The sequence below is a fragment of the Streptomyces sp. DH-12 genome (genome assembly GCF_002899455.1).
Lineage (GTDB): Bacteria > Actinomycetota > Actinomycetes > Streptomycetales > Streptomycetaceae > Streptomyces.
The window spans coordinates 89,831-102,980 of record NZ_PPFB01000002.1 but is presented as its reverse complement, the minus strand read 5'-3'; the positions used below and the strand labels follow the sequence as shown (position 1 = coordinate 102,980).

Below are 13,150 nucleotides of genomic sequence, written 5' to 3'. Positions count from 1 at the left end.
TCAGCTCAACGGCGCGGACCTCACCCACGCTCAGCTCGGCGGCGCGGACCTCACCTACGCCTGGCTCAATGGCGCGGACCTCACCCACGCTTACCTCCGCGACGCGGACCTCACCCATGCCTACCTCGGCGGTGCGAACCTCACCGAGGCCTGGCTCAACGACGCGAACCTCACCGAAGTCCAGCTCGACGGCGCAAGCCTCACCCGCGCTCAGCTCGGCGGTGCGAACCTCACCCACGCCTTCCTTTACGGTGCTGACCTCACCCGTGCTCAGCTCAAGGGCGCGGACCTCACCCGCGCTCAGCTCGGCGACGCGAACCTCACCCACGCTCAGCTCGGCGACGCGGACCTCACCGGGGCCTGGCTCAACGACGCGGACCTTCTTCGGGCCGAGGGCCTGACCGTGGAGCAGGTTGTGTCAGCTCGTCCCAGTTCGAGCACGAGGTTGCCCCCCGAAATTGCGAAAGTCCCGCAGGTCATCGCCCGAATTCGGGAAGTGGATGGGGGGGAGTACTGACCGTGGCGTCCTCGTCGGGGAGGTCGACCAGCTCGACCGTGGCGGCGGCCTCCAGCAGCTCCGCGAGGTCGTCCGGGGCGACGCCGAAACGGGCCTCCGCCCACGCGGTGAAAGCCTCGTCGGGGTCCTCCGGGGGGGACGGCTCCCGCTGCGCCCTGGAGGACGTCGGGGCCGCCGTCCGGGCCTTGAAGGTCGTCCAGGGGCGGCAGGGCTGCGAGAGCAGCCGTCAGGGCCTCCGGGCCGCCCTCCTCCTGCCACAGCTCCGCGCCGCGCCGTGCCCACTGCCACGCGGTCCACGGGGAGACGCGCAGGGCCCGGGCGATGTGCCGGTACGGGAGGCCGACGGCCGCGAGGGCGGCGACCCCGCGCAGGCGGTTCCGGTGCTCGTCCTCGGCCCGCCGCTCCACCTGGTCCAGCTCCTCGCGCGTGGGGTGTCCCTCCAGGAGCGCGGAGAGCCAGGCGTCCGGCCGTTCGTGCTCGGGCACCATGCGCTCGAAAAGGGCGGCCGCGGATTCCGGTGCGCGGCGGATCTCCTCCACGACGGCGAGCTTCCACGGCCAGTAGACCTCCGCGTACCAGCGCTCACGGCGGGCCCGGCGCTCCTCGACCGTCAGGCCCGGGTCCGCCTTCGGAGGACGGGGCGCCCAGCGACGGCGGGGCGGCCACGGGCGCAGCTCCCCGTACGCGACGCGCCACAGGGTCGTCACGGCGGGGTCCTGCGGGTCGGGGACGGCATAGGCGCCGTCCGGGAGACGTGGGACGGCGGGACGGGCGGCGAGCTGTGCGGCGGATGCCATGCGCTCCTCCGGCCTCGGGGAACATCGGTACAGCGGTTATCGGTGAGAACGATCAAGGTTCGGTCGACGCAAGGGCGCTGACCCGGTTTTCGTACTCGCGGGCCTTGCGCTGGGCCGGGGCCGACATGGCGCCCGGGGCGCCATCGAGTGGCTGGCAGTGGGCGAGGAGCTGGAGGTGGACGGTAGGGGCGGCGGTGACGCGCAGGGTCTAGCCCTGGCCGCGTCGTACGGTCAGCCCCTGTCCGCGCCTCCGCCACCTGCCGGGCCAGTGGAGCGAGCAGGACAACGCCCTGGTCGGTCTTATGTAGCGCTGGGAGGAGTAGTGCCGTTGGTGTCCCGCCTTCGTGCGGCTGCGATGGACTCCTCAAGCGCAGCCCTGATGGCAGGTCGGTTCGCTTCACCGTACGCCTTGGCCAGGCTCCGGAGATCGCTTGCGATCTTTCCTAGCCGTTCCTCGATGCGCCGGTAAGGGTGTTCTCCCACTCGTGCCGCGGCAAGCACTCCCAGGTCGATGCGGTAGACCAGCGGTTCTACCGCACCCGCCGGACCAGTGGCGTTTACGGTGACTTCGAACTCCATGGGAAAACCGGAGTTGAATCGGCTGGCGCTCATGTCAAAGACGTAAGTGAGGCGCCGGCCGGGCGGAAGGACGGGGATGGGCCGGGACAGAACGCTGTGGATGCGTGCAGCTTGACCGCTGATGGTTGAGCTGAGCGGTGGATCGAAGGCGACTGTCACGTCGCGGGCCAGGGTGGGGCCGGCGTTGTCGATGGTGAGGAGGAGCAGTGTGGATCCAGGGCCTTCAGGGGCGATGTCGACGACGACGTAGGGCTCGTTCTGCTCGCGGTGGATCCGCTCGGAAAGCTCGACCTGTTCACGATGGCTGCGCTCACCTTGCTGGAGTTGTTCGCGGGCGAGGCGGACCTGTTCGTCGGCGGCTTGGGCTTGCTGCTTGGCATGGGCGGCGGATTGCGACGCTGTTCTGGCCTGCCAGATGGCGATGCCGGCAGCGGCCACTGATATGACGACCGCGGCAAAGGCGATCCAGTCTCCTGTATCCATGGCCGGACGCTACCCGCCGGGTGTGACATCGCGGCTAGGAGCTGTCCGGGCGATCAAGGATTTCGTTAGGGTGGCTCGGCGGAGGGACCTGATGAGTGCTGGGGAGATGAGTCGCGCGGAAGCGGTCGTGCTCGTGCAGCGGATCATGGACGCGGACTACGCCTCGGACGGCGAGGCGGACGGCTGGCTGGAGGTGCTGGGCAGAGCCCTGGCATGCCCGTCCGGACAGGTCAGGGACTTGATCTTCTGGCCGCCGGAAGGGGAGCTTTCGGCTGATGAGGTGGTCGATCAGGCCCTGACGTATCGGCCAGTCGCTCTGTGAGGTCGGGACTCAACTCCGAAGCCAGATGAGCAGGGCCGCGGTGGTGGCGGTGCCGAGGAAGACGTAGCCGCGCTTGTCATAGCGGGTGGCCACGGCCCGGGACTGCTTCAGTCTGTTGATCGCTCGTTCGACGGTGTTGCGCTTCTTGTAGCGCTCCTCGTCGAAGCCGGGTGGCCGTCCGCCGCGCGCGCCTTTGCGCAGGCGGGCGGCCTGGCTGTCGGTCTTCTCCGGGATCGAGTGCCGGATACCACGGCGCCGCAGGTACTCGCGGCACGGACTGTTGCTGTATGCCTTGTCGGCCGTGAGGCTGTCGGGCTTCGTGCGCGGCCGGCCCGGACCGACCCGCGGAACACGGATCCTCTCCAGCACCGTCTGGAACTGGGTGCAGTCCGCCCGCTGTCCGCCGGTGATGACCAAGGACAGCGGGCGGCAGCGGCCGTCCGCGCTCAGGTGGAGTTTGCTGGTAAACCCGCCCCGCGAGCGGCCCAGGCCCTCACCTCCCGCACCACCTCCACCAGCCGGGCGAGCAGGCTCTGCCACGGCGTTTCGCTCTGGTGTTCTGCCGCGTCGGCCCCCTTTGACGCGGGCGCCGGCGGCGGTCCGGTCCGGGCACCGGCCGCGTGCTGATGGGCCCGCACAATGGTGGAGTCCACCGAGATGTCCCAGTCGATCTCGCCTGCGGCATCGGCGGCGGCCTGGACCTGCTGCAGCAGACGCTCCCACGTCCCGTCGGCCGACCACAGCCGGTGGCGTTCATACACGGTCTTCCACGGGCCGAAGCGCTCGGGAAGGTCCCGCCACTGCACCCCGGTCCGCACCCGGTGCAGGATCCCGTCGATCACCTGCCGATGGTCCCGCCACCGGCCACGACGTCCATTGCTCACCGGCAGGAACGGCCGCAGCCGTTCCCACTCGGCATCTGTCAGATCGCCCCGCCCCATGCCCACAACAACGACCCAGGCACGGACGAGTCACATGATCGCCCGGACAGCTCCTAGCGGGCGCGTTCCCGTACTCCGGCCTCGGGAACAACGGAACAGCGATTAGCGGTAGCAGCGGTTCCGGATCGCGGCTCTCACAAACGGGTCAGTTGCGAGAGTTCTGCGAGAGCCTCCGAATCGATCACGTTTCCCCAGGTCGCCGTTCGCAGAAGTCCTCTCAAAACCCGACTGTTGTGCGAGACAGTTCTGACAGACTCCCGGGGTGGACCTGACGCCCGATCAAGCCGCAATCGCGGTAGAACGAAACGACTTTCCGAAGTGTGAAGCCCCGGCGGGCAGTGCCTGCCGCACCCGCGGCGGGAAGACCGCGACGAAGTACCACACCGCCCGCTTCATCCTCGTGCCCGCGCTCCGCGAGGAACTCGACGTCCTCGTGCCCGAGGACCGCGGCCCGGGGCGGCCCTGGAAGCCCGGCCCGCCCGTCGAGGCTCAGCCAGCCGCCGCGGCGGCCAAGCCGATCCGGATCGGGTACGCCCGCTGCTCGACCGCCCAGCAGGAACTCCAGAGCCAGCTCAACGCGCTCGAACCGCTCTGTAAGCGGATTTTCCACGAGAAGATCAGCACCCGGGTCAAGACCCGGCCGAAGCTGGAGCAGGCGCTGAAGCTGGCGTACGACATCAAGGAGGCCGCCCCCGACCAGGAGGTCATCCTCACCGTCCACGAGCTCAAGCGCCTGGCCCGCAACGCCGCCGAGCTGATGACGCTGTCCAACCAGCTCCAGAAGGCCGGCGTCCAACTCGAACTCCTCACCGGCCCCCTCACCGGCATCTACGACCCCAACGGCATGGGCGCGATGTTCTTCGCCGTGCTCGCCGTCGCGGCCCAGCTCGACCGCAACTACATCCGGGAGAAGACCCTGGAGGGCCAGGTCGCCGCCGCGACCGAGGGCAACCACGGCGGACGGCCAAAGGTCATCGATGACGACATGCTGCTGTTCGCCCGCGCGCTCAAGGGCAAGGGCGTGCCCGTGCCCGAGATCGCCAAGAAGCTGACCATCAAGACCGGGAAGAACGCCGGCCAGCACCCCTCCGTCGCCTCCGTCTACCGCGCGCTCGCCGACGCCGATGCGGCGGCCGAAGCACCGGCCGGGCCGGACATCATCGCCCCGCGCCGGCCGACCCGGGTGGACCTCACCAGCCTTGGCAGCGGCACCGACCCCGAGCTGATGGAACGGCTCACCCGGCAGGTCATGGACGGCACCACGGACGACGTGCTGCACACGCTCGCTGAGCAAACCGAGGGCGGGATGAACGATGTCGTGGCCGCGCTGCTGGCGCAGGCCCGACACGAAGGGGAGGACGCCTGACACCGCTGCCGCCGCACCCGTCATCCGACCAAGATCAACGGCTTAGCGTTAACCGCTGTACCGATGTTCCCCGAGGCCGTGCTCCTCCCGAGCCGGAATTTTGACTCAGAGGCCGGAACGAGACATTCCGTAGCCGCTGACCTGCGAAGAAAATTCATCGTTTTTGAGTTTTCGTCAACGGACCTCGGCGCGCTCACACTTCAACTACGCCGCCTGGAAGGGCGCTGTATGTGACGGGGAATGCCATCTCCGGGTCCTAGGACCTCGATCACAGGACCCCTCGTGCATGCTCCAACTCGTCCCGGAAGGGCTTCTTCCGGACGGACGTTATGGGTCGCCGACCGCCTGCATCTTGGCGGAGGCTGCGGACGGCGACCCCTGAGCCCGGGAGGCCCAGCTTGAAGGGTCACATAGACCTGACTGCCATTGTGTTGCTCGCAATCGGCGGTGTCATTACGTACGTCACTTACCAGGATGCTCAACTCGGGGCGGCGCTCTTGGCTGGGGTGGGGGTGGCCACGTTCCTGTACCTGCTGATGCGACAGCCATAGCGGCAGGTAGGCGTACGCGGTGGCCCCGGCCGCGTCGTCGCGGCGGGAGTTGTGACGCGGCGCGTCAGGCGGCGGGTCCCCCGTCAGGGAGGTCGTCCAGGAGCGCGGCGAGCTGGTCGGCGTCGAGGGCCGCCGCGTCCTCCAGCTCGGTCCAGTCCTCGGTGCCCAGCGCGTTCAGCAGCTCCGCCAGGTGGTCCGGGTCGACGCCGAACCGGGCTTCTGCCCACACGGTGAACGCCTCGTTGGGGTCCTCGGGCGGCACCGGGTCCCGCCGGACCTCGGGCGCCTCCTGGCGGGCGGTGCGGGCCTTGAGGTCGTCCAGGGTCGGCAGGGCTGCGAGAGCGGCCGCCAGGCCCTCCGAGTTGCCCTGCTGCTGCCACATCTCCTCCAACCGCCCTTCTGGTCCAGCCACTTTTTGCGTTACCGGCGAGGGAGGAGCGCGTACGGGCGCAGAGGGACGCCGACCGTTTGGAGGACGAGGTTGCGGTGCGCGGCATGCAGGGTGCGTACGGCGGCCCGGGTCAGGCCCGGCTTCGGCGGTTGAAGGCCGGCACGCTCGCGTCCGGGCTTGGTCGGGATCCACAGATAGCCCGGATCGCTGCCTTCCAGGGCTTTGGTGATGCCAGCGCGGACGTCGAGCCAGCGGCGCAGGATCTCCACCGTGTGCTTGTCGAGCAGGTGATCGGAGTCGGCAACGGTCACGACGGGAACGGGGCGGCGTTCCAGGTCGACGTCGGTGACGTTGAGCTGGTGGAGCTGGGGCAGGGAGCGGCCGGTGGCGGCGACGAGGGCGGCCACCGCCGCGGTACGGATGGTGGTGGCGGCGTTGGCGCCGGTGGGCCGTCGTACGGCGAGGGTGCGTAGCAGCTTGTCGGCCTGTTCGGGCTCCAGGCGGTCGCTGTGCCCGGAGGCCGGATAGGGCCGGTGCAGGCCGGAGAGGGCGAGGTAGTCGACGAAGGCGTTGTACGTCTGGATACGGGCGCGCTGGGAGTCGTGCGCCGCGACGGCGTCAGGACCGGCGAGTGTGTTGCGCCGCCGGGTCTCGCCGGCACCGGCCGCGTCGAGCCAGGAGGCGGCTCGTTCAGGCTCGACGAGTTCCTCGGCGGTGAGCGAGGAAGTCATCTCCTCGTTGAGGACGTGCGCCAGGAACTCGTTGAGCAGCGTGCCGCGCAGCCGGACAGTCTCGTTGGCGTACCCGGCTTTCTGCTGGGCCTTCACGAAGCTGCCGATCGCGGCGAGGGCGTCGACGGTACGCGGGTTCGGCATGTCGACAGGGTACGGAATCGAGTCCCTGACTTTCCAGATAACAGCAAGAAGCACAACCAACCCCCTCCCTGGCAAGCCCCAGGTCTCGTCTTGGTCCGTGTCGGACCGAACTGGACCGTACAGACTCAATACGGTCCTTACACGACCCCCAAGCAACCTGGGGCGGATCCTTGCCTTCCGCGGAGGCATTCCACGCTTCTTGCTGTTATCTATGCCGAGACCGGTCGGCACCCACAGGAAGCACGAATCATGTCGAACCTCCCCTGGATGCGTCGCCCCCTACAGGTGGAGCACCCCCCGGCGGGCGTCACACCGTGGCGTCGGTTCGACTCACGCGCCTTGCAACTTGGCGCGGGCCTGCTCCAACTGCTCCACCGTGATGGTGCCGGAGTCCGGCAGCCCCGCCTCCGCCCATGCCGCCTGCGCCCGGGGAATCGCACCCCCGGCGTCATCAGTGAGGATCTTCTTCGCCAGATTCACGGCAATGGCACCGTCGCCCAGGTCCATGAGGTGAGCAAGCATCCGGACCTGCATGGTGGCGGAGGCCTTCTCGTTGTACCGGAAAACCAGCACCCACCGTCCCCTCAAGGCACGGGCCCGCTCGATCAGGTCGCGGCCGCGGTCGGTCTCCTGCTGTTCGGTGCGGATGTGCTCGGTGTCCCCCGCCGGATTACGCAACGTCAACAGGCCCCGCCGGCTGGACTCCTCGATCTCGACGTTCTCGAGGAAGGCCACGAACCGGGATGCGCTCTCCAGCCGGCTGATGTCCTGCGCGGCCTGCTGGGCGATCAGGTGGAGGTCCACAGTGAGGGAGTGCACACGGCGACCCCACGCGGATTCCTCGCCGGGCGAGCAGGGCCCGGCAGCGTGCGCGGCGGCGATGACGAGGCTGTAATCCACGCCACCCATCATGACGGCTGCCACTGACAGGCTCGATCAGCCCGATGTCTTGAGCTTCTGCCGAGACCGCAACTCGCAGGAGCCCCCTGGCCTATCAGGTGAAACAGTCACGGGCCGGGAAGGCGTGTTCTGCCACAGGCCGGGCACGATCTCGCTCTGCTCTGAGAGACCGTACAGGCGGTGATCTGCGTGTCCGTGACCGCCTTGTTCACCGTGTGGACGATGCAGCCATGCATCGACCCTTCCTCATCATCCGCAGCAGCCTACGGCCGCGCGGTCGACGCTGTGCCTCGGCCGAACGCTTGGCAGCCAGCGGGCGACATGGACACCGGGGTGTCACGAACCATGCCGTCACAAGCACACCTTTCATGATCGTTGACCGGTCCTCGCCATGTCCTACCGGTTCCGACGATCCGACCTCTCCCGAGGTATCGGTCCTTCGCGCGGCCGCGGGTCCCCTAGAGCCGCCGCTTTCGACGCGTAACCAGGGCGCCGGCGCGACGACCCGAAGGTACGGGCGGGAGGCACCCACTCATCCCTCCCTGCACATGTCCAGCGGTTCGGCCTGCGGAGAACGAACGAACCGGCCGGGCGAAGCCACATTTCCGCCTACCGGATAGCCGACCCCCTGCCTTCCGTCTTCCAGCTGACTGTCCCCATCGCGAGACCAACCGGCGCCGTCTCTGTCGACGAAATCCATGTCCAGCAGCTCAAGCCGCTGCAGCCGGTTCAGTTTCCTCCAGTCGCCGCGCGGCAGACCGGGACGGACGGGATGCTGAGCTCTCAGCTGTCGCGGCACTGCGGATTGCCAGCGAAGACCAACGGTCTGTTCGGAGATGACGACTTCCGAACACGGAGGAAGACTGCCCAGCTTGACGACAAAAGTCACCCGCCCTCGTGGGGGCTGCTGTGTCGCGTCCTGCTTGGTCAGTGCAGCGAACGCCAGCTCAACATCATGAACCGGATCCAACGACCTGTTCATGATGTGCAGGGCCGACTCACGGTCACTCGTCCAATAAGAGACCAGGGCTGCCTGCTCGCGTTCCTGCTGCTCGGACGTCCGGCGGGATTGTTCGAGCTGATCATCCGCGACCATCGCCTGAAACAGCGTCGCGATGCCTGTGAACAGCAGCGTCCCGGCTCCCACCAGGACTGCCGCCACAGTCCCGATTTGCGCCCAGTTGTCGCGCTCCCACCATCGTTGAACCGACTCCCGACGCCTCATCTGGTCTTCGTTGTCCCCCACATGCCCTCCCTGATGCCTGTGCACAACAGGACGCTCCCCAAGCCCTTCCGGCTCCTCGCTGGTCAAGCTGGCAACTTCGCGCGGCCGTGCGCCTGGAGGGCCGCCACGTAGAACGGCGGCCACGTTGGACTGGTACACCTTCGGGCCGGTGGTGCACTGTGTTCATGCTGGGGCCTTCCCACAGGTGAACCTGCCGCCGTGTGCTTTCGGGACGTGGGCCAGGGCGGATGTCCCTTGGTTCTGGAAGGGGAGGTCGTCCGAGTACTGGCCGCTCAGACGCTTGCATCGTCATCTCCCCGGCCGTGGGTGTTTTCCTGGCTAACCTGCCGTTGTGGGGCACCGGACCTAGCGGTCCGGTCCGGCAGTGCGTCGCCTCCGGAGGCCGAGCCCTGTGAGCTGATGGTGCACTCCGTTGCGGCCTCCTCCTAGCGACCCCTCCGCTGCGCTCCGGGGCTACGGGCTACGCCCTTGCGCACACCCCCGGCGGGCTCCTCCGGACCCCCGCCCGCCGGGGCCTGGTCCCCCGAGCCGTTGTCCCGCACCTACCGAACGCTCCTCCAGCGACCATACGAACGCACGCCCCTCGTCGGCCGGCCTTCCTGGTGCAGGTGATCAACGGCGGGAGAATCGACCTCAGCCACAGAAAGGCAACCCCAGCGGTGGGGCGTCAACGACGGCGGTACGGAGGTACCTCAGCCACCCACGGGCAGGACAACGCTTCCTTTTCCTGTGACTGGCGGGGACGGTCCGCGGCCGCCAATGGTGATCAGGTGGCATCAGTCGGGGCTGACAAGCCCGCAAGGGCTGAGGACTGGCAGACCCGGGTGTCAGGGGAGGACCGAGGACAAGGATGCGCCGACCTTTAGCAGGGCTTCACTGGCGACCAGGAGGAGTGCAGGGAGCCAGTAGGGCCAAGGGTTGGCGAGGTTCCTGATCCCACTGTCGTTGCCAGTGCTGCTGTGCACCACGAGATCGAACAGGTGACCTTCAGAACCAGCCCTCAAGAGCCCGCACAGACACGGAGCCGCGCTTATAGAGAATAGAGAGACTGACGTTTCCGCAGGTCAGATGGGGTGACGAGGCCTCAGAACATGACTCCCATGTCATTTTGAGGGCGCCAAACTTGCGCGTGGGGTCAAGGTGCCCCGTGTTCATTGCGACTTATATGCGCAATCCCGCGATGGAGGTCGGATCCCTTGCCAACATGACTCCGAAGTCATGTTCGACGCACCCAACGCGCAGATAGGTCGCGTCGTTGCTATCCATATGCGCAATCACTACTGTGCTCTGCGTCTAGGTTTCGATCTTGAGGAGCGCGTAGCGTCATGACTGCCCAGCCTCAGGGGGACCCTCGCCGGGTCCCCGGTTCGTCCCCGCCACGGGCCCCGAGCCCTAGCAGCCCGTACGCGGGGGCGCTTGGCCCGCGGAGAAACCTTGTCGAGTTGCCCGTCGGGCACACGGCAGAGGTGAAACCCCCGGTCACTGCCGGTGACTTCGTCGGCAAGTACTTCGCCCAGGACAGCCTGGAGTTTCTGCGCTGGGCCGCCAGGTACTTCAGGGACGACAACGTGACCCTGTGCGTGCTGCTCTACATGATGGGAAGTCAGGAAGTAGGAGGAGCTGTCGAGCTCAAGCAGACCGAGATCGCTGCTGAGCTGGACATGGATCCTGCCCAGGTGTCACGGGCCCAGACGAAGCTGAAGAAGCTGGGCCTCGCCTACTCACCGAAGAAGGGGTCGATCCAGCTCCAGCCCGCAGTGACCCTTCGTGGGGGCTACCGTCAGATCAGCAGGCCCGTACGGGGGTCAGTGGCCAAGAGTGTCAAGGTCCAGGTGGAACAGCTGAGCCTTCTGAATGAGCTCGTGCTCGATCCCAATGTTCCGGACGAGTTCAGAGGCATGGCCCTTCCAGGTGCGAAGCTACCCAAACCGTCATCAAGGACGCGCAGGCGGAAGCGCGCGGAGAAGAAGCCGGAGGCGTGAGGATGAGGACTGCAGCATCTGCGAACCCGGAGCCGCCAGAGCTGACATACGGCACCTACAACGGCTTTGCCTACATGCCGGCGATGCCGGGAATCGCCTACCGAGTACTTTTCCGGCTCCTCGGGACCCAGGAGCCGGGAGGGCGCTGCCTGGTTACCGAAGAGGAGTTGGCCGAAGCTCTGGACGTGCACCGTTCCATGGTGGGGCGGGGACTACAGGCCCTGATCCTGGCCAAGTTGGTGTTCCGCCAGGCCAAAGGCATCTACCTGCTCAACCCGATGATCAGTGGCGCACGCAGTGTCACTGAGCACCTGGAGGCCATCGGGTCACTCGACCCGGCAGATCGTCTCGATGTCGACGACTACCAGGAACGGTACGAGGCTTCCGTCGCCCAGGCCGAGCAGGAAAAGAAGGAGAAGCGTCTGGGCCGTAGAAGTTCGCCCGGCCGCTCGAAGCCGACCAACACGGTGGCCGAAGGGACCGCGGACGTCCTGAGTCTTTCCACGGTCCGTGACCGGTCGCGGCGACGGACATCCCGCTCGTGACAGACCGGCTCAAACATTGAGGCCCCCGCCGGAGCGGGGGCCTCAATGCGTCTAGGTTTCGAGGACAGCGTACCTTCCCGCTCGCCTCGACACCACAGAGGGTCTTGACGTCGAGGACAAGCCGGTGCCCGCGGAGAAGGGCCTCAGCACTTATCACGTCGTGATAATCCGGCGAACCTGACTTCGGCTCGGTGGTCCTGCGCACCGCTGGTTGACGGTGCCCGTCGATGCGGTACGGCCACCAGAGAGGTCGGGGAGCGTGGCTTTGCTCATGAGCGACGACAGCACACATCGACTTGGGCGGAGCAGTCAGGTGGGCCGAGGGATCTCCCGTGGTCGGCGAGGGTGACCGGGCGGCGTCCGGCTGAGGAGAATCGCTGCATGCGGATTCTGATCATCACCGCCGGTTCACGAGGAGACGTGGCGCCCTACACGGGCCTGGGGTGCCGGCTGCTGGACGTGGGCCATGAGGTCGTTGTGACCGCTCATCCGTCCTTCGCGGCACTCGTCAGCGGCTGCGGTCTCGAGTACCGGCCCATGCCGGGAGATCCGCAGGGACTGATCCAGGACTGGGCCCGGGCGGCGTCGCGGGAAGAAGCCCAGGCGCTGACGCGGGCGTATGCGGACGGGCTTGCCGATGGGGTGGCGGAGGCCGTGGCGGACGGAGCCGATCTGCTGCTCACCGCCTTCGGCCCGGCACCGCTGAGCCGGACGGCCGGCGAAGCGCTCGGCGTCCCCGTCATCGGCACCTACCTCGTACCGGCCTTCGCCACCGGACAGTTCGCGCTACCCAACGCACGGAGCACCGGCGGCCAGGGGCCGGAAAGCGACCTCGCCGCGGGCCGGGATGTGCTGAGGCGCGCGGAAGGGGTCTTCGCGGGCGCCGTGACCCGGCTGCGTACCCGCCTCGGGCTGCCCGCCAGCGCACCTTCGACACCGGTGGCCGTCCGGCCGGTCTTCCACGGCTTCAGCCCGCTGGTGGTGCCGCGCCCCGAGGACTGGCCGTCCTGGGCCGAAGTGGCGGGCTACTGGTGGCCTGCGCGGCCGGACGGCTGGCAGCCTCCGGCTGAACTGGTCGACTTCCTCCAGGCCGGTCCGCCCCCGGTGTTCATCGGGTTCGGCAGCATGGCTGTGGGGCAGGGGGAACGGCTCAGTGAGCTGGTGGCCGCAGCGGTGGAACGGGCAGGTGTGCGTGCGGTCGTGCAGGCGGGGTGGGCCGATCTGAGCAGCTGCGGCGACGACGTCCTGGCCATCGGCGACGTCCTGCACGACTGGCTGTTCCCTCGCACCGCCGCCGTCGTCCACCACGCCGGAGCGGGCACCACCGCAACCGGACTGCGGGCCGGAGTGCCCGCCGTGCCCGTGCCCGTCATGGCCGACCAGCCGTTCTGGGCGTCCCGGCTCCGCGACCTGGGAGTCGCCCCCCGGCCTGTACTGTTCCAGGACCTCACCGCCGAAGTCCTCGGCGACGCGATCACGGCCTGCCTGTCCGAGCCGGCCCACCGCCGGCGCGCGGCCGAACTCGCCCGCGGGATCGCCGCGGAGAACGCCACCGCTTCACTGTTCGCCCACATCGGCTCAAAGAGCGCCGGGTGAAGCCGCCTCGCCGTGCTGCTGCGCCAGGCTGTCTGAGGCGCTCTGCCGCATCCGGTGCC

11 protein-coding genes and 1 pseudogene are annotated in these 13,150 nt (G+C 67.9%); 6 read left to right on the top strand and 6 right to left on the bottom strand.

From position 1 onward, the window contains the following. A partial coding sequence (locus C1708_RS33275; protein ID WP_133169120.1) for a pentapeptide repeat-containing protein occupies positions 1-517 on the top strand: 517 nt, incomplete at its 5' end. A 1,097-nt stretch (positions 518-1,614) separates the two neighbouring features. Here the strand turns inward: C1708_RS33275 and C1708_RS33850 are convergent. Then, complete coding sequence (locus C1708_RS33850; RefSeq protein ID WP_133169119.1) at positions 1,615-2,376, bottom strand: DUF8453 domain-containing protein; 762 nt, start codon at positions 2,374-2,376, stop codon at positions 1,615-1,617. A gap of 91 nt (positions 2,377-2,467) precedes the next feature. On the opposite strand from C1708_RS33850, the gene C1708_RS33260 reads away from it, so the two are divergent. Next, a complete protein-coding gene (locus tag C1708_RS33260; RefSeq protein ID WP_106416651.1) occupies positions 2,468-2,698 on the top strand; it encodes a bacteriocin immunity protein in 231 nt (76 codons plus the stop codon). A gap of 9 nt (positions 2,699-2,707) precedes the next feature. Here C1708_RS33260 and C1708_RS33255 read toward each other — a convergent pair. Beyond that, positions 2,708-3,639, bottom strand: a pseudogene (locus tag C1708_RS33255) (IS5 family transposase). A 262-nt stretch (positions 3,640-3,901) separates the two neighbouring features. Here C1708_RS33255 and C1708_RS33250 point away from each other — a divergent pair. Beyond that, complete coding sequence (locus C1708_RS33250; protein ID WP_502696131.1) at positions 3,902-5,005, top strand: recombinase family protein; 1,104 nt, start codon at positions 3,902-3,904, stop codon at positions 5,003-5,005. A gap of 615 nt (positions 5,006-5,620) precedes the next feature. Here C1708_RS33250 and C1708_RS33245 read toward each other — a convergent pair. From C1708_RS33245 to C1708_RS33230, 4 genes are all read right to left on the bottom strand, one after another. After that, positions 5,621-5,947, bottom strand: coding sequence for a hypothetical protein (locus C1708_RS33245; RefSeq protein WP_157951320.1), 327 nt, complete (start codon positions 5,945-5,947; stop codon positions 5,621-5,623). 29 nt (positions 5,948-5,976) lie between these two features. After that, on the bottom strand, positions 5,977-6,822 hold the full coding sequence (locus C1708_RS33240; RefSeq protein ID WP_106416642.1) for a hypothetical protein: 846 nt from the start codon (positions 6,820-6,822) through the stop codon (positions 5,977-5,979). Between the two features lie 330 nt (positions 6,823-7,152). After that, positions 7,153-7,731 (bottom strand): hypothetical protein, encoded by a 579-nt coding sequence (locus tag C1708_RS33235; protein ID WP_502696132.1) that lies wholly within the window; start codon positions 7,729-7,731, stop codon positions 7,153-7,155. Between the two features lie 523 nt (positions 7,732-8,254). After that, on the bottom strand, positions 8,255-9,034 hold the full coding sequence (locus C1708_RS33230; protein WP_133169118.1) for a hypothetical protein: 780 nt from the start codon (positions 9,032-9,034) through the stop codon (positions 8,255-8,257). 1,376 nt (positions 9,035-10,410) lie between these two features. On the opposite strand from C1708_RS33230, the gene C1708_RS33225 reads away from it, so the two are divergent. The 3 genes from C1708_RS33225 to C1708_RS33215 all read left to right on the top strand — a co-directional run bounded on the left by C1708_RS33225 (position 10,411) and on the right by C1708_RS33215 (position 13,091). Next, positions 10,411-10,950, top strand: coding sequence for a hypothetical protein (locus tag C1708_RS33225; RefSeq protein WP_241911495.1), 540 nt, complete (start codon positions 10,411-10,413; stop codon positions 10,948-10,950). 2 nt (positions 10,951-10,952) lie between these two features. Next, positions 10,953-11,495: a hypothetical protein gene (locus C1708_RS33220; RefSeq protein ID WP_106416638.1), complete on the top strand. Its 543-nt coding sequence runs from the start codon at positions 10,953-10,955 to the stop codon at positions 11,493-11,495. 381 nt (positions 11,496-11,876) lie between these two features. Next, positions 11,877-13,091, top strand: a complete 1,215-nt coding sequence (locus tag C1708_RS33215; RefSeq protein WP_106416637.1) for a glycosyltransferase — start codon at positions 11,877-11,879, stop codon at positions 13,089-13,091. The last annotated feature ends 59 nt before the right edge of the window (positions 13,092-13,150 follow it).